Source organism: Grimontia sp. NTOU-MAR1 (assembly GCF_035758505.1).
GTDB classification, from domain to species: Bacteria; Pseudomonadota; Gammaproteobacteria; order Enterobacterales; family Vibrionaceae; genus Enterovibrio; species Enterovibrio marinus.
Genome location: NZ_CP142109.1, coordinates 174,948 through 191,442, shown reverse-complemented (window position 1 = coordinate 191,442; position 16,495 = coordinate 174,948). Strand labels below are relative to the sequence as shown.

13 protein-coding genes and 1 pseudogene are annotated in these 16,495 nt (G+C 49.6%); 12 read left to right on the top strand and 2 right to left on the bottom strand.

Annotation, left to right across the window (positions count from 1 at the left end):
- The first annotated feature begins 126 nt into the window (after window positions 1-126).
- From VP504_RS18845 to arsB, 9 genes are all read left to right on the top strand, one after another.
- Entirely contained in the window at window positions 127-1,107 is a 981-nt protein-coding gene (locus VP504_RS18845; RefSeq protein ID WP_062707556.1) for a dipeptidase, read from the top strand.
- 27 nt (window positions 1,108-1,134) lie between these two features.
- Window positions 1,135-1,668: a DUF5943 domain-containing protein gene (locus tag VP504_RS18840; RefSeq protein WP_062707559.1), complete on the top strand. Its 534-nt coding sequence runs from the start codon at window positions 1,135-1,137 to the stop codon at window positions 1,666-1,668.
- Between the two features lie 133 nt (window positions 1,669-1,801).
- Window positions 1,802-3,862 (top strand): NADH:flavin oxidoreductase, encoded by a 2,061-nt coding sequence (locus tag VP504_RS18835; RefSeq protein ID WP_325894960.1) that lies wholly within the window; start codon window positions 1,802-1,804, stop codon window positions 3,860-3,862.
- Window positions 3,863-3,882: 20 nt separating this feature from the next.
- The gene (locus VP504_RS18830) at window positions 3,883-5,799 is read left to right on the top strand and encodes a (Fe-S)-binding protein (protein WP_325894959.1); all 1,917 of its coding nucleotides are present in this window, start codon (window positions 3,883-3,885) and stop codon (window positions 5,797-5,799) included.
- Complete coding sequence (locus VP504_RS18825; protein ID WP_325894958.1) at window positions 5,800-6,999, top strand: electron transfer flavoprotein subunit alpha/FixB family protein; 1,200 nt, start codon at window positions 5,800-5,802, stop codon at window positions 6,997-6,999.
- Window positions 6,986-7,762 carry an electron transfer flavoprotein subunit beta gene (locus tag VP504_RS18820; protein WP_325894957.1) on the top strand — a complete coding sequence of 259 codons (777 nt, stop codon included), beginning with the start codon at window positions 6,986-6,988 and terminating at the stop codon, window positions 7,760-7,762. Before VP504_RS18825 ends, VP504_RS18820 begins: the two co-directional genes overlap by 14 nt.
- Before the next feature lie 116 nt (window positions 7,763-7,878).
- Window positions 7,879-8,109 (top strand): glutaredoxin family protein, encoded by a 231-nt coding sequence (locus tag VP504_RS18815; RefSeq protein WP_325894956.1) that lies wholly within the window; start codon window positions 7,879-7,881, stop codon window positions 8,107-8,109.
- A 116-nt stretch (window positions 8,110-8,225) separates the two neighbouring features.
- Complete coding sequence (locus VP504_RS18810) at window positions 8,226-8,573, top strand: metalloregulator ArsR/SmtB family transcription factor (protein ID WP_442788940.1); 348 nt, start codon at window positions 8,226-8,228, stop codon at window positions 8,571-8,573.
- Window positions 8,574-8,652: 79 nt separating this feature from the next.
- Window positions 8,653-9,684: an ACR3 family arsenite efflux transporter gene (gene arsB, locus VP504_RS18805; RefSeq protein WP_325894954.1), complete on the top strand. Its 1,032-nt coding sequence runs from the start codon at window positions 8,653-8,655 to the stop codon at window positions 9,682-9,684.
- Between the two features lie 121 nt (window positions 9,685-9,805).
- Here arsB and VP504_RS18800 read toward each other — a convergent pair whose 3' ends face one another.
- Window positions 9,806-11,686 (bottom strand): methyl-accepting chemotaxis protein, encoded by a 1,881-nt coding sequence (locus VP504_RS18800; RefSeq protein ID WP_325894953.1) that lies wholly within the window; start codon window positions 11,684-11,686, stop codon window positions 9,806-9,808.
- Between the two features lie 486 nt (window positions 11,687-12,172).
- Between VP504_RS18800 and VP504_RS18795 the strand changes: the two are divergent.
- Window positions 12,173-12,244 (top strand): annotated as a pseudogene (locus VP504_RS18795) (pentapeptide repeat-containing protein); the annotation flags it as partial.
- A 53-nt stretch (window positions 12,245-12,297) separates the two neighbouring features.
- Here the strand turns inward: VP504_RS18795 and VP504_RS18790 are convergent.
- The gene (locus VP504_RS18790; RefSeq protein ID WP_325894952.1) at window positions 12,298-13,530 is read right to left on the bottom strand and encodes a DEAD/DEAH box helicase; all 1,233 of its coding nucleotides are present in this window, start codon (window positions 13,528-13,530) and stop codon (window positions 12,298-12,300) included.
- 234 nt (window positions 13,531-13,764) lie between these two features.
- Between VP504_RS18790 and VP504_RS18785 the strand changes: the two genes are divergently transcribed.
- Both VP504_RS18785 and VP504_RS18780 read left to right on the top strand, forming a co-directional pair.
- Window positions 13,765-15,234, top strand: a complete 1,470-nt coding sequence (locus VP504_RS18785) for a glutamate--cysteine ligase (RefSeq protein ID WP_325894951.1) — start codon at window positions 13,765-13,767, stop codon at window positions 15,232-15,234.
- A gap of 49 nt (window positions 15,235-15,283) precedes the next feature.
- Complete coding sequence (locus tag VP504_RS18780; RefSeq protein ID WP_325894950.1) at window positions 15,284-16,294, top strand: succinylglutamate desuccinylase/aspartoacylase domain-containing protein; 1,011 nt, start codon at window positions 15,284-15,286, stop codon at window positions 16,292-16,294.
- Window positions 16,295-16,495 lie beyond the last annotated feature (201 nt).

Sequence of the window (16,495 nt, the reverse complement as noted above, 5' to 3'; positions counted from 1 at the left end):
CGTCACATATTGCCATATATTGCCGCATTCCAAATATAACCCGTCGCAATCGCATCGCTGAATAATGGGGTTGTTGGTTAACTTGAACTAAAGATTAAAGAGGAAAAACCAACAAAGGACGTGCACATGTCGGACGCTCTAGCGCTGCATCGAGATTCCATCATTATTGATGGCCTGATTATTGCCAAATGGAACCGGGAATTGTTTGAAGATATGGCAAAAGGTGGGCTGACGGCCGCCAATTGCACAGTTTCTGTTTGGGAGGACTTTCAAAGCACTGTCGACAACATTGTCGAGTTCAACCAACTGCTACGTGAAAACAGCGACCTCATTCGCCCGGTTCAGACCACCGAAGACATTCTCGCCGCTAAGCGTGAAGGTAAAACGGGCATCATGTTGGGCTTTCAGAATGTTCACGCGTTTGAAGACCAACTCGGTTACATAGAGATCTTCAAGAAGTTAGGAGTAGGCATCGCGCAGATGGCTTATAACACCCAGAATCTGGTTGGCACGGGTTGCTATGAGCGAGATGGTGGCTTGTCAGGTTATGGCCGCGAAGTCGTCGCGGAAATGAACCGTGTCGGCATCATGTGCGATCTTTCCCACGTTGGGCCTAAAACCTCGGAAGAAGTCATTCTGGAATCGAAAAAGCCAGTTTGCTACTCACACTGCTTACCACTTGGCTTGAAAGATCATCCACGCAATAAATCTGATGAAGAGCTGAAGTTTATTGCTGACCACGGCGGCTTTATAGGCGTCACTATGTTTGCGCCTTTCCTGAAAAATGGCATCAATTCCACCATTGAAGATTACGTAGAAGCGATCGACTACATCGTTAACCTGGTCGGTGAAGATTGCGTTGGGATCGGCACTGATTTCACTCAGGGCCACGATCAGGAATTCTTCGAGTGGATCACTCATGACAAAGGCTATGCAAGAAGGCTGACTAAATTTGGCGAAATCATCAACCCGAAAGGCATCCGTACGGTGGGAGAGTTCCCTAACCTCACAGCAGCCCTGCTGGACAGCGGTTGGTCGCCGGAGAAGGTGCAGAAAATCATGGGCGGTAACTGGGTGAAAGTTCTTAAAGACGTTTGGGGCGAATAGCCTAAAAGAGATAGAGAGGAAGCATTGATGGGTCATCATTCGCCAGAAATTCCAATTCAGGTCGACGACGAAACAGGTGTATGGAGCACAGATGGCTTACCCATGCTCTATGTGCCAAGACATTTTTTTATTAATAACCATGCGGCAGTAGAAGACGCTATTGGCGAGGATCAATACGCGGAATTGCTCTACAAAGCGGGCTACAAATCCGCATATTTCTGGTGCGAACAGGAAGGGGAAACCCACGGGATCTCAGGGGCAGAAGTGTTTGACCACTATATGAAGCGCCTTTCTCAGCGCGGATGGGGACAGTTTTTTATCGAGCATCTGGATGTTTCCCAAGGCGTTGCCCGTGTGCGCCTCGAAAACTCCGCATTCGTGTATTACTACGGCAAGGTCAATCGCAAGGTGGATTATATGTTCACGGGCTGGTTTGCCGGTGCCATGGATCAGGTGACAGAGAGCGTAGGCTTTCCGTTTAAAACCCACGCAGTGCAATTGCAAAGCGGGTCCGAAGAAGGCTGCGATTTTGGAATATTTGAAGTGAAGCCGATTGGTTAACAGCAGGTAAGAGCAGGTTCTGGAGCCTAGGAAAAGAAGGCCCTAGGGAGAGCAAAGAGCTTGAAGCAAAATATGAATCTAGGCTTCTGAAATCGCTAAGACTCAGGACCCCAAAATAAAATAAGGAAGTGCAATGTCTCAGTTCGACGCAATTTTTCAGCCGCTTGCGATCAACAAGCTAACGATCAGAAACCGGGTGATCAGTACGGCACATGCCGAGGTGTATGCGACGGAAAATGGCATGCCGACTGAGCGCTATATCAAGTACTATGAAGAGAAAGCCAAGGGTGGTATTGGCCTCTGTGTCTGCGGTGGCTCAAGTCCCGTCTCCATTGATAGTCCCCAGCATTGGTGGAGCTCTGTGAATGTCAGCACAGATGAAATTATTCCGCACTTCCAGAACCTTGCAGATGCTATGCACAAGCATGGCGCACACATCATGATTCAGCTCACCCACATGGGACGCCGTTCCCGTTGGGATGGGGGGCACTGGCCGACCTTGATGAGCCCGAGTGGTATCCGCGAGCCGGTTCACCGTGCAACTTGTAAAACCATCGAAACAGAAGAGATTTGGCGCATCATCGATGATTTCGCTCAGGCAACCCGCCGTGCAAAAGAAGGTGGCTTGGATGGTGTTGAACTCTCATTTGCTCACCAACACCTTGTCGACCAGTTCTGGAGTCCGCGTGTTAACCGACGTACTGATGAATGGGGTGGTAGCTTCGAAAACCGTATGCGCTTTGGTGTTGAAGTGCTGAAAGCGGTGCGTGCGGAAGTAGGGCCTGATTTCGCGGTCGGTATTCGCATGACGGGAGACGAATTTCATCCTGATGGCCTTGACCACGAGAACATGAAAGAAATCGCGGCCTACTATGACGGGCTGGGAATGATTGATTTCTTCAGCGTGGTCGGCTCAGGTTGTGACACCCACAATACCTTGGCTAACGTCATCCCGAATATGACTTATCCGCCAGAGCCGTTTATTCATCTCGCCGCAGGTATTCGCAGCGTGGTGAATGTGCCGGTAATGCATGCACAAAACATCAAGGATCCGGTGCAGGCAGCGCGTGCTTTGGAAAGCGGATTGATTGACTTTGTGGGCATGACCCGCGCCCATATTGCTGACCCTCATCTCATCACCAAAGTGAAGCTGGGACAGACTGATCAAATCCGTCAGTGTGTCGGTGCCAACTACTGCATTGACCGTCAATATCAGGGTATTGATGTGCTCTGTATCCAAAACGCAGCGACGTCCCGCGAAGCCAAAGTGCCACACATCATCAGCAAGACAGACGGACCAATCCGTAAAGTAGTGGTGGTTGGCGGTGGCCCAGGAGGAATGGAAGCGGCGCGTGTCTGCGCAGAGCGCGGCCATCAGGTCACCCTGTTTGAGAAAAACAGTGAGCTAGGTGGGCAAATTACGCTGGCTGCTGCAGCACCACAACGTGAACAAATTGCCGGTATTACCCGCTGGTTCGATCTGGAACTGCGTCGTTTGGGTGTGAACCTTGTATTCGACACGGCGGCAGATGAAGCCACGATTATGGCGGAATCGCCAGATGTGGTGGTGCTGGCTGTTGGCGGTAAACCGTTTATCAATCAGGAAGCCAAATGGGGCGGTGATGACGGTCTGGTGGTGAGCAGTTGGGACATTCTGAGTGGAGCGGTTGAGCCGGGCAAAAACGTGGTGGTGTATGACACCATTTGTGAATTTGCGGGTATGTCTGTGGCGGACTATCTCGCCGCGAAAGGCTCATTGGTGGAAATTGTGACCGATGATATTAAGCCGGGTGTCGCTGTCGGTGGGACCAGTTTCCCCACTTATTATCGCAGCCTCTATGAGCGAGATGTAGTGATGACACCGGATCTGGTGCTGGAAGAAGTTTATAAAGAAGGCGACAAACTGATTGCCCGTTTCGAGAACGAATATACCGGTGTGCGTGAGGAGCGCGTGGTAGATCAAATAGTGATTGAAAACGGCGTCAGACCAGACGAAGCGCTCTACTATGCGCTCAAAGAAGGTTCTCGCAACCGGGGTCAGGTAGATATCGACACTCTGTTTGCCTTCGAATCACAACCTGCATTCGCCGAAAAATCAGATGGGTACCTACTTTACCGCATCGGGGATTGCAGCGCGCAGCGTAACATTCATGCTGCAATTTACGACTCACTTCGTCTGTTTAAAGACCTCTGACTGGCTGCGGGGTAGTTGTGATGTGGACATCGCTTATCGGTCCCTTGTTGGTCATCTTGATTGCGCTGGCGGTTTTTGGCGCAGTGAAACGGATCCGTCTCTGGCAGCAAGGGAAGCCAGCCAACTTTTCCATCGGGAAAGCCCTTGCTGCCATTCCCCGACGCTACTTGGTTGATCTGCACGACGTTGTTGCACGCGATAAGGCGTTTGCTAACACGCACGTAGCCACAGCGGGAGGCTTTGTGGCCTCTGGCATTTTGATGGTGCTGGTTTTCGTTATGGGGTTGGACAACACCCTGACTTTTGCGTTGATGAGCGCCACTTTTGCTGCGATGGCGTTTGGTGCAGTGAAAGTGAAAAAACGTCGTGAAAACCCGCCTACGAACCTTTCCAAAGGGCCTTGGCAGAGACTACCTAACAGTCTGCTGATTTTCTCCTTCTCTGGCTTGATCATGTCGTTACTGTTGTTGTTTGGCATAGGGAATGTCCCCATCATCGTTGCGACGCTATTGATCATCGGGATTTTATTGGGCTTGACTGAACTTCTGTTTGGCATGACCTGGGGTGGCCCAATGAAGCACGCCTTTGCGGGTGCCTTGCATCTTGGTTTTCACCGACGTCAGGAACGCTTTGGCGGTGGACGCTCAACCGGACTGAAGCCGATCAATCTTGATGAGCAAATCCTAGGCGTCGAAAAGCCATCGGACTTCTACTGGAACCAACTTTTGGGGTTTGATGCCTGCGTACAATGCGGGCGCTGTGAAAAAGTCTGTCCAGCCTTTGCCGCAGGTCAGCCACTGAATCCGAAGAAACTGATCCAGGATATGGTGGTCGGCATGGCAGGGGGTGATACCGGGAATTATGCGGGTATTCAGTACCCTGGCAAATCTGATGAGGCTCGCTGCGGCGCGCCGGACAAGCCACTGTTTGAAGGTCTGCTGGATGCTGAAACTGTCTGGTCTTGCACTACCTGTCGGGCTTGTGTGGAAGAATGTCCGATGATGATCGAACATGTCGATGCCATCGTCGACATGCGCCGCAACCTGACCCTTGCAAAAGGCGAAACGGTCGGAAAAGGTGCTGAAGTGTTGGAAAATCTGATAGCAACCGATAACCCGAATGGTCTGTCGCCAAACAGCCGAGCGAACTGGTCCGTCGATCTCAAACTCAATCATCTGTCAGAGGTAGGTACCACGGATGTGCTGCTGTGGGCAGGGGATGGTGCCTTTGATTTGGCTTACCAACGTACGCTCCGTGCGGTGGTTGCTCTGCTGCGTAACGCCAATATTGATTTCGCCATTTTGGGCAACGAAGAATTGGATAGCGGCGATCTGGCGCGCCGTCTGGGTGATGAAGCGACCTTCCAGCGCTTAGCGATTGCCAATGTAAAAACCCTGAACAAATACCAATTCAGGTCGATTGTTACGCCGGATCCCCATGCTTTCCATGTATTGAAAAACGAGTATCCGGATTTCGGTGGCAGCTATGATGTCTTCCACCATACCGAGTATCTCGCAAAGCTGGTTGAGCAAGGTGATATCAAACTCAATCAGGCCAAAGCCCAATCGGTAACGTATCACGATCCTTGTTATCTAGGACGTTACAACGGTGGCTATGATGCACCCCGTTACCTTCTGAGCAGCATGGGACTGACGGTGAGTGAAATGGAACGCTCAGGTTACCGCTCGCGTTGTTGCGGCGGTGGTGGTGGTGCGCCAGTTACCGATATTCCGGGCGAACATCGCATTGCGGACATGCGAATGGATGATGCCCGCGAGACGGGCGCAGACATGGTGGCGGTCGCCTGCCCGCAGTGTGCAGTAATGTTGGAAGGTGTGGTGATGCCAAGGCCGGAAGTGAAGGACATTGCGGTCATGCTGCTCGACGCAGTCGCGGAAAAGGCGGACAACGGCCAAGCAAAAGCGATGGGGGAGTAAATGGACGACATCAAACGACGTGATCCCCGCAAAGAACATATATTGCGAAATCGTCTACATCCTCTACATGGTGAGATAGCAGTTGGCGATGATCTCCTTATGTCTGGCGGCACCAACCGTAAAAATCCCCACAAGGTGGGCTATCTGTCGGCGGAAGGCATCAAGCGGATTGACCGTTCTGGTGCTGCAATAGCGGCGGCGGGTATGGCGAAAAAACAGCAGGCGCAAAGCCTGCCACTTAGAGCCATTGTTAACCCTTCCAACTATATTGTGGTGTTCTCGGATTCTGACAGTGCCAAGCTGACGATACTGGATAAAGATATGCTGGGACTCGCGCATTCGTTGGCAGATGATGGCACAGCAGTAGTGATGATTAACCTTCACAGCCGTGAGGATGATCTTGCTTCGGCAGGTGCCGACAGGGCGCTGACCCTCGATGCAGCCGGCTATTCCCCTGACAGCTGGCTCGCGATATTACAAACCATTGATACAGAGCTTTCCCCCAAACATTGGATATTTGCGGATGGCACATTAGTCGGCGGTGATTTAGCGAGAAGACTGGCGGTCTATTTGGCTGTCCGGCCAGTCACCCGCGGCAAGTTGTTTACTGATGCGACGTTGAATTGTGGCGGTGGTGACGCATCGAAAAGCGTCAACCGGAAGCTTTCCCGCATCTTGCTGGTGGAAGAACAAGTGGCTGACCCCATCGCTGGCTTTATCACTGAAGCGTCTTCGCTGGGTGTCTCTGATACAGGGAGGGTGATACCGAAAGTCACTGACCTTGGCGGTGTTGCCGTTGATCCGGCTGACATTCCCTTGGCGGAAACCCGCTTTATTCTCTCGGGAGGAAACGGCATTCGTAACTGGGCTTTGTTTCATGAATGTGCGCAAGCATTGGGTGCAACAGAAGGTGCGAGCCGCGTCGCCGTCGATAATGGACACATGCCGAGAGCGACTCAAGTGGGCGCAACGGGCACTTATGTGAATGCCAAAGTCTACATCGCCGTGGGTATCTCTGGCGCGATACAGCACTTGCAGGGTATGACGACCTGCGAAACCGTCATCGCCCTGAATACTGATGCAAACTGCGACATGATTAAACGCGCTGATCTCAGCATTATCGCTGACAGCAGCGAGGTGATGCAGGCATTGGTTGACGCAACCGCTGGTGGTAAAGGAGATCTTGATGATGTCGGATAACCAAAACATTCTGGTGCTGGTTTCAGCAGGCCACCATCCGCTTTCCGGACGGCCAAGACGCGCAGAGCGCGACGCCAAAGCGCTCGAAATGGCACTAGTTCAGTCGGAATCAGCAATGGTTGTGTTTGCCGGAGATGCACAATCGCCCGCCATTCGGGAATATTTGGGCATGGGCGTCTCTAAGGTCAATGTGTTGAAGCAGCCAGCAGGTGCAGACACCAGCGCGGCACTGTCGGATTTCGTGGCATCTCAGAAGCCTCAACTGGTTTTCTGCGGTGCGCGGGCAGAGCACGGCGAATCATCTGGTATGGTGCCTTATTTGGTTGCCGATGGGTTAGGTGCGACTGTAGTGCCGGAAGTGGTCGATGTGATAGAAAAAACAGATTCCCACGTCGAAGTGCTTCAGGCTTTAGCGGGTGGCCAGCGCCGGAAACTCAGGGTGGAGTTGCCCGCCGTACTGGTTGCCAGCGCATCAGCGCCACCTGCGAGACAAAGCGCGTTTACCAAAGCGAGAAATGGTTTAGTGAATGTTTTGGAAGTCGAAGTGAAAATGGATTTGGAGCAGCAGGGCTGGGAATGGCAGCCAGCGAAGAAACGTCCGAAGCGCACCAAAACCGTCGCTGCCAAAGCGTCCAGTCGTGATCGCTTTAAAGCCGCCACCGCAGCTCCTGCTTCTTCGGGCGGAAAGGTGATGATGAACCCAAGCCCTCAGGAAGCGGCAGAAGCGATTCTTTGTTTGTTGAAGGAAAAAGGACTCGTCTAAAGCAGAGTATCCCCCCTGCCTTTGTTCAACTTTTTACTCAAACCATCTGGATGTGGCATTTTCGGGTGGTTTGGGTATAACCTCTCCTTAAAACACTATTGAACAAAGGCTATTTCTTGAAACGGATCGTTTTATATACCAGTAAAAATTGTGCTCACTGCCAGTCAGCCAAGCAGTTTTTCGATAGCAAGAAAATCGCCTACCGCCTTTGCGATGTAGGAACCCCAAGAGGCAGGAAAGAACATGCCTCGCTGGGTGCGCGTGGCGTGCCGGTGATAAAGATTGGTGACATGGTTTTGCATGGCTTCAATGCCAAAGCCGTTGAAAAAGCGCTGAAAGGTGATTGAGCTTTCATAGAAAGCGAAAGCCCAATTATCTGTGAGTCTGAAAACTAAGTATCACTTTACATATGAAAAAACATATATAAAGTATGCAAGGGTTAAGTATGACTTGGTTAATGTGCATGATCTCTCCCGTTAAATTTTACAAATGTATGGCTGATGAAACCCGTCTGAAAACCCTAATGCTACTGCAACAGGAAGGGGAGCTTTGCGTGTGTGAGTTAATGGAAGCGCTCGAGGAAAGCCAACCAAAAGTATCCCGTCATCTTGCTCAATTGCGTAAATGCCAACTCCTGACAGATCGCCGTCAGGGTCAGTGGGTGTTTTACAGCATTTCCAGTGTGCTGCCGACGTGGGCGAAAGAGGTACTTGCCGTGACGACCCACTCAAATCCGGGCTTCCTGCAAGAAAGCATGTCCCGCCTATGCAAGATGGGCGATCGCCCAGAGCGCGCTTCTACCTGTTGTTAAGTGCTGAGAGTGAGGATGATGGTTTTTAAAAATTCAATACATATGATTTTTCATATATTAAATAATTCGGGATAGAGTTATGGGCATGTTTGAACGCTACCTTTCCGTATGGGTAGCAGTGTGTATTGGTGCGGGTGTACTGCTTGGAAATCTTATTCCTTCTGCTTTTGAAGTGGTCGCTAACCTAGAATTTGCACACGTAAACCTGGTGGTTGCAGTACTGATTTGGGTGATGATCTTCCCGATGATGGTACAGGTTGATTTCTCCGCCATTAAAGACGTAGGCAAAAAGCCAAAAGGCCTTGCGCTGACGTTAGTGATCAACTGGTTGGTGAAGCCCTTCACTATGGCAGCTTTGGGCTGGTTGTTCTTCAAAGGTATCTTTTCAGATTGGGTTGATCCACAAAGTGCGAGCGAATACATCGCAGGCATGATTCTTCTGGGTGTGGCTCCCTGCACCGCCATGGTTTTTGTTTGGAGCCAACTGATTAAAGGGGATGCCAACTATACCCTGGTTCAGGTGTCAGTGAATGACATCATTATGGTGTTTGCATTCGCACCGATTACTGCATTCCTGTTAGGTGTGACAGACATCCAAGTGCCTTGGGAAACCTTGATTCTATCTGTTGCTTTGTATGTTGTTCTTCCGCTCGTAGCGGGGACTTGGGCACGCAAACACTTACTGGTAAAAGGTGAAGAGACATTGCAAAGCTTCCTCGCAGCAGTGAAGCCATGGTCGATTGTGGGTCTGCTTGGCACTGTTGTGCTGCTGTTTGGCTTTCAGGCGCAGACCATCGTGAGCCAACCTCAAACCATTTTGCTAATTGCGATACCTTTGCTTATTCAAACTTACGGCATCTTCGCGATTGCTTACGGCACAGCGAAGTGGCTCAAGCTCCCACATAACGTGGCAGCTCCGGCTGGTATGATTGGTACCTCTAACTTCTTTGAATTGGCAGTGGCCGTTGCGATCTCGTTGTTTGGTTTGCATTCCGGCGCCGCATTGGCGACGGTCGTGGGTGTGTTGGTGGAGGTACCAGTCATGCTTTCATTGGTATGGTTTGCTAACAGAACAACGCATTGGTTTGAGTCCGCCGAAGCTCACCAGTGACCGAATCAGAGAGCCCTGCGATGCAGGAATTTTTGGTGCACTAAGCAGTTTGACCAATATCTCGCTGAAAAATGCCCGCGGGGCGGGCGTTTATTGGGTTGGGTAGTTGCCTTGGCCGACTTTAGACACGGAAGTTATTCAGCTCGTCGTCTTGTCGCTTATTGAGGTCAACCATTTGATTACATTTTTGTTCTTGCTCTGAAGCCTTCTCTGCAACACTCTGGCTGATACTGCGAATATTTGCAGTGTTCTGATTAATCTCATGTACAGTACCGTTCTGCATTGCAGCTGCATTGGCAATATCTGTTGTGACAGTATTGATTAGGCCGATATTTTCCCGTATTTCTAGCAGAACATTGGAGGCCTCTTTAGCGACTTGTTGAACATCCTGTGCGGACCCCCGACTCTTAGTTATGATTGATTCAGCGCCTGCAACTCCAGTCTGTAACTGGCTAATTTTGCTTTTTATCTCTTCTGTAGACTGCTGTGTACGTGACGCAAGCGCTCTGACTTCATCTGCCACAACTGCGAACCCACGTCCAGTATCACCTGCTCTGGCTGCTTCAATAGCAGCATTCAATGCGAGAAGGTTGGTTTGCTCGGCAATATCAGTGATCACAGTGAGTATGGAGGCAATATTATTGCTGTACTCTTCGAGATCAGTAATCTTATTAACAACCTCGTCCATGTTTATCATTAGTGCGGAAATTGATTCAACGGTATGAGAGACGACTTCTGAACCGCGTTGTGCTGCTTTATCTGCTACCTCCGCAGAATCTGAAGCTTGTTTGGCATTATCAGAAACAGACCCTGCAATTTCTAACATATTTTCCATGGCAGAAGTGAGCTTGTTGAGCTCATGCAGTTGCTCCTGGGCCCGGCGAGAAGAATCAACAGCAGAGCGAGAAGTATAGTCAGTGTTGTTTTTTACCTCGACAGAGATATCTTTAATCTGTTTTACGAGTTTCTGTAAGTAGCTCAAGAAGGTGTTGAACTCGGTAGATAAGTGACCAAACTCGTCCTTTCGGTTTACATGAATGCGTTTAGTGAGATCGCCCTCTCCATTGTTAATTTCACTTAACGAGGAGCGAAGCAATGCCAATGGTTTAAGTTGCCTGCTTAGTGTAAGTATGAGAGCAATAGAACAGAGTAGCGCACTGAGCAAGGTCGCAACCATTGCCGTCCATCCAAGTTGAGTCACTTGCGCCAACACTTTTGATTCCGACAATACCGCGCCGATTAGCCAGTTTTTTCCATAAATGTTGTCTAGGGGGTAAAAGACAGTAAAAACAGCTTCACCTGCAACCTTTGCTGGTGTTAGTCGATGGTTGAACTCTAAAAGTCCGCCGTCGAAGAGCTTCTCGATGTTTTCACCATTTAAAGAAGAATCAGGGTGGCTGATGATATTGCCATCCACATCCATCAAAAACGCATAACCGGCATTATTAAATGTCAGTGTGTTGATCGACTGAGATACCGTTTCAAGGCTCAAATCACCACCAAATGCCCCCTCAAAACTTCCTTTATTGGTTAAATTGGCTACAGCAGAGATGAGGATTTCGTTTGTGGCAGCATCTGCATATGGATCGGTGAGAATCGCTCTGTCATGTGCTTTGGCTAGCGGATACCAAGGCCGTTTTCTTGCGTCCCAACCTTCAGGGGCCCATTTCTCGTCATTGGTTATGGGTTTCCCATCCGTTTTTAGGCCGCCGAAAATAAGAATGAATTCTTCTTGGAGCAAAGAATTATCAAACGTTTTTTGGATAGTGTTCTGGCTGAAATCTGCATCTATAGAGCGGGCCATCATATCGATGAGAGATAGCTTTGCATTTAACCAGTTTGTAATTTGTTGTCCTAGGGCTGCAGTTGCCTCCTGAGTGGCTTGTTCTTTGTTGTTAAGAATTGTTGTTTTTACGGTATGGTATTGAAACCACGAAAAACTGGCAAAACTCAAAACGATTACAGAAGATGCGATAACAGCAATTCGTTGAGCTACACGCATTTTATCACCTCCTTATTGTACTTCTAACAATATAGACGTCTGTCTCAATTATTCTCGAAAATGATAATTTTTTCTCAGGACTTTTTTGTGAAAAGGTGTGAAATGTTGTTTGGCAACAATGATATAGTATGGATTGGTACACGAAATCATTACTATGGGTTATGTATGTAGTACCATCACAATGCACTCTTCCTTGATGCCAGTAAGGCACTCTATGCCCCTAGACCGTTGGCGATGGTTTTTGCAGTAGTTTGAGGGGATTTTATGCTTTGTTGAGGTGTATTTGCGCAGAGTGACTAGGCTGCACACACCTCGCCGCGCCTAAAACGCTTATAGCTAGAACAAAATTTAACGACCAAAGGTCAACAGCCTCTAGGATTATCTTTAGAGTGCTTTGGCAGTGGTAGAGGGAACGATATTCATATTCGACTACGTCGAGATATCATAGCGTTAGGGGGCTAACGCTAAATCCCAAAATAAACAGCCAAAGGTGCCAAATTCTCTCGCTACGAAGCGCTGAACTTGTTGGAAAGCCTCGGCATTGAACTGGTGGACTGAACACAAAAAACGGCGCTAAATCCGCTGTTTTCTCTTTTACTTATAGCTCGCTCTTAACGTTTTTTAGCCCCTGCTTTTTTCAACAACTGGCGTTTAAGGCGACGCTTCTCTCCACCGCGGCCCCCGCGCTTTTCATGGTGCTCTTTATCTGCGTTTATATCTGGTTCGAAACCCACTAACCACTCTTGAGGGAGGCGTTGGTCAATTAGGGTTTCAATTGCGTTCAGCATGCCTTCTTCTTCGCGACTGACGAGCGATATTGCCATACCGGATTTCCCTGCACGACCGGTACGGCCGATTCGGTGAATATAGTCTTCCGGTTGATGCGGTAGTTCGTAGTTGAACACAGTATCCAGTGATGGGATATCCAGACCGCGCGCAGCAACATCGGTTGCCACTAACACACGTACAGTGCCGTTTTTAAATCCTTCTAATGCTCGATTACGTGCGCCTTGGGTTTTCTCGCCATGAATAGCTTCTGCTGCCAGACCGTCGAGTTTAAGCTCATTTGCCAGTGCTTCGGTACTTTGGCGGGTTTTGGCGAAAACTAATACTTGTTGCAGGTTACGGCTGCCAATCAGGTAAGAGAGCAGTTCGCGCTTCCGTTTCCTGTCGACGGGGTGCACCAGCTGGTTGACGGTTTCAGCAGTACTGTTCGCAGTCGATACTTCCACTCGCACTGGGTCGTTCAGTAGGCGGTATGCCAAATCCATCACCTGTTTTGGATAGGTGGCGGAGAAAAACAGCGTCTGGCGTTCTTTGGGCATCTTCTTCATCAGGCGTTTGATGTCTGAAATAAAGCCCATATCGAGCATGCGGTCTGCTTCATCCAGAACCAGCGTATCCAGGTTATTCAGCTGAAGGGTGCCAATATGAAGGTGGTCCAGTAGGCGGCCCGGGGTGCCCACAATGATTTCAGGCTTCTTCGCCAACTGATTCTTCTGCGGGTTAATGTTCGCACCGCCATACAGTGCGATACATTTCAGCGACGTGTGCTGAGCATATTCTGCGACCTTATCATACACCTGAAGTGCCAGCTCTCGAGTTGGCGTGACGATGAGCACACGCGCAGAACCTTTTACACCGCGCTCCTGAAGCTGGTGGATCAGCGGCAGCGTAAAGGCGGCGGTTTTGCCTGTACCTGTTTGGGCAGCGCCCATCACGTCTTTTCCTTCCAACACTTTTGGAATGGCTTGCTGCTGGATGTCTGTGGGGTCGCTATAACCAAGCTCGTTCAGCGTTTGCTGAAGCGTGAGATGAAGAAGTGAAAAAACGTTTTCCGACATGTGTAAGAGGTTCCACCAAAAAGGAGGTGCGCGAGTTTATCAGATAGTCTGATTTCAAGGAAATCCTCTGCATAGCCATGGCGTACTGATGTAAAAATCAGGCTGCCCCAAGACTTCCAAACTAGCTCATGAATGCGAAAGTGGCGTGAATAGGGTAGTTGGAAGGCGCCATTTACCTGTAACTGCAGTGTTTTTGTTCTATTTTAAACATTGAAGTCAAGCGAGGATAAAGTAGTGGGACAGAATATCAATAAAACCTCGTTTAGCGCCAGCGATCATGAGCAATTCGCCAAGCAGCTAAAGTCAGAACTGGATCAACTCGAGGGGTTATTGAACACGCCGGGTTGGGGAATAGGAAAATGCACTCTGGGTGCCGAACTGGAGCTTTATCTCACCGACAAACACCACCGACCCGCACACTGCAACCTCGATATTCTCTACAAAACCGCAGACCCCCTCATGACGGCTGAAATCAATCGGTTTAACGTTGAATATAATTGTCCTTATACCGATTTCAGTGGCGCGCCTTTCACCTCCCTCAAACAAAAAATGGACGAACGACTGCAATCGCTTCAGGCCATCGCGCAGGGAGAGGGTATTGATGTCACGCCTATTGGAATATTGCCCACACTGAAAGATGGCGACTTCGGATTGGCGTCAATGACGGACTCTCCTCGTTACCACGCCCTTACCGATATTCTCTGCCAATCCCGGGGTGGGCCGTTCCATATCCGGATTCATGGTGCAGAAAGCTTGGAAGTTGATGCGGATGATTTGACATTAGAAGGGGCAAATACGTCCTTTCAAGTGCACTATCGGGTTAAGCCCAACGAGTTTGCACAATGGTATAACGGGATACAAATCGCCACGATTTTTTCTCTAGCAATGTCGGCTAATTCCCCTGTATTCATGCAGAAAAAGCTCTGGCATGAAACTCGGGTGCCTTTGTTCAAGCAATCTATCGATAGCCGTAACCTCTGTGGCATGAATTGGCACACACCTGCGCGTGTCTCTTTCGGGAAAGGGTACGTGCGTAAAAGTGCATTGGAACTGTTCAGACAAGGTGTCAGCCTTCAGCCCGTGCTTTTGCCCGATATGCCCGAGAGCAAGTGCAGGGAAGGCTGTGGGCCAAGGCTTGATGCTCTGCGTCTTCACCAGAGCACTATTTGGAGTTGGAACCGTGCCGTCTATGACGACGCAGACGGTGGCCACCTGCGTGTTGAGCTTAGAAGCCTGCCAGCAGGGCCTACGACGATTGACATGGTGGCGAATGCGGCACTTTGCATTGGTTTGGCACATGCGCTCCAAAGTGATCTAGACAGACTGATGGATAGGCTGCCCTTTGAGTTCGCCAAGTATAATTTCTACCGGGCTGCCCAATATGGCGTGAACGCGAATATCCTTTGGGAGTCAGAAAATGGCACTTTACAGGAGTATCCGCTGGTTGACGTGCTGGACAAGCTATTGCCTCGGGTTGCGGATTCCTTGGTTGCACTGGGCATTTCCAGACTGGAAGCTGACATGTTGATGGTGGTGATTGAACATCGGCTGGCGAAACGTCAGAACGGCGCCAGTTGGCAACTGTCGACCTTGGTGGAGCTTGAGAGGAAATACGGTCGGGAAGTTGCCTTGAATAAGATGTTCGCCTTGTATCAAAGACAATATTTATCAGGAGAGCCTGTTTCACATTGGCCGGTTTTATGATGCAAAGGTCAACAGACCCTAATAATTTCACAAGGAGTGTAAAAAAGTCATGATGCTGCATGATGTTAGCTGGCCTAACGATGAGGACTTAAGGCGCGGATTGGTTACTTGGTTAGACACGCTGCCTGGTGCCAGTTGGCTGACGGTACCTGGCCAGGATTCCAACCGACATCGTGTGGTGGTGACTTTGCTCCACGGCAATGAACCGTCTGGTGTCAAAGCATTTTGGCATTTCGTCCAGAATCCTCCGGAGTGTGCTGTAACCACGCACTTTTGCCTCGCTAATGTCAAAGCGGCGCGTTATGACAAGCCATTCACTACGCGCCATTTTGATGATAAGCCCGATATGAACCGTTGCTTTGGCAAGACGGGTGAGGATGACAGCTATGGTGTCGCCGCTGAAATTATGGCGCGGATTACTGACTTAAAACCTGAGGCAGTTGTCGATCTCCACAATACCTCGGGGACCAGCCCCTCATTTTCTGTTTCTATCGTTGACGATGAAAAACACCAGCAAATTGCTTCGTTGTTTACTGAGCGAATGCTTTGTACCAGCGTGCGGTTGGGGGCATTGATGGAGCAAACCACCGACCAATCACCCATTGTTACCGTTGAATGTGGTGGGGCTGCTGATCATGCCGCACATGAGGTGGCCCAAAATGGGCTTCATCACTTCCTGACAGCAGAGAATATTTTCGTCAACCACGCTGATTTCCGGCCTTTAGATTTGCTCTACCATCCAGTGCGTGTGCAGTTGAAAAAAGGGTTGGAGCTTTGCTATCACGACCGAAAAGTTGATGACGCTGATCTGACACTGCCCCTGGATATTGATCGCCACAACTTTGGTTGGATGGCTGCGGATAGCATGATTGGCTGGTTGGGAGAGAAAGGGCTGGATGCGATGATCACCAATGACGGAGGAGGTGGTCACCCTATTTATGCGCTTTTCTATGAGCACGATGGCGAGCTTCGCTTAAAGCATGCTTCCAAGCTTTTCATGATTACCACCAAACACCACATTGCCCTCTCTGACTGTCTGTTTTATATGGTGGTTGATTAAAACAGCCATACCCAAGCAACCTGAATATGCTTGTACTCAGAGGTCATCAATGCGTCCAACTCGAGGTGAATTCCATGAGGAAAAGTTGCTCCACTTTCGTGGGGTTTAACGAAGAAGTGAGCACATGAAGGCCTCCCTTCGAGCGAGTGGAATGATGACGCGCTCTTTGTTGTTCCTTTTTGATGAAGATGACTAAACCTG

Bases quoted from the DNA above. Each gene is read 5' to 3' on its own strand.
- VP504_RS18845 (WP_062707556.1), top strand. From the start codon at position 127: ATGTCGGACGCTCTAGCGCTGCATCGAGATTCCATCATTATTGATGGC.
- VP504_RS18840 (WP_062707559.1), top strand. From the start codon at position 1,135: ATGGGTCATCATTCGCCAGAAATTCCAATTCAGGTCGACGACGAAACA.
- VP504_RS18835 (WP_325894960.1), top strand. From the start codon at position 1,802: ATGTCTCAGTTCGACGCAATTTTTCAGCCGCTTGCGATCAACAAGCTA.
- VP504_RS18830 (WP_325894959.1), top strand. From the start codon at position 3,883: ATGTGGACATCGCTTATCGGTCCCTTGTTGGTCATCTTGATTGCGCTG.
- VP504_RS18825 (WP_325894958.1), top strand. From the start codon at position 5,800: ATGGACGACATCAAACGACGTGATCCCCGCAAAGAACATATATTGCGA.
- VP504_RS18820 (WP_325894957.1), top strand. From the start codon at position 6,986: ATGATGTCGGATAACCAAAACATTCTGGTGCTGGTTTCAGCAGGCCAC.
- VP504_RS18810 (WP_442788940.1), top strand. From the start codon at position 8,226: ATGATCTCTCCCGTTAAATTTTACAAATGTATGGCTGATGAAACCCGT.
- arsB (WP_325894954.1), top strand. From the start codon at position 8,653: ATGGGCATGTTTGAACGCTACCTTTCCGTATGGGTAGCAGTGTGTATT.
- VP504_RS18800 (WP_325894953.1), bottom strand. From the start codon at position 11,686: ATGCGTGTAGCTCAACGAATTGCTGTTATCGCATCTTCTGTAATCGTT.
- VP504_RS18790 (WP_325894952.1), bottom strand. From the start codon at position 13,530: ATGTCGGAAAACGTTTTTTCACTTCTTCATCTCACGCTTCAGCAAACG.
- VP504_RS18780 (WP_325894950.1), top strand. From the start codon at position 15,284: ATGATGCTGCATGATGTTAGCTGGCCTAACGATGAGGACTTAAGGCGC.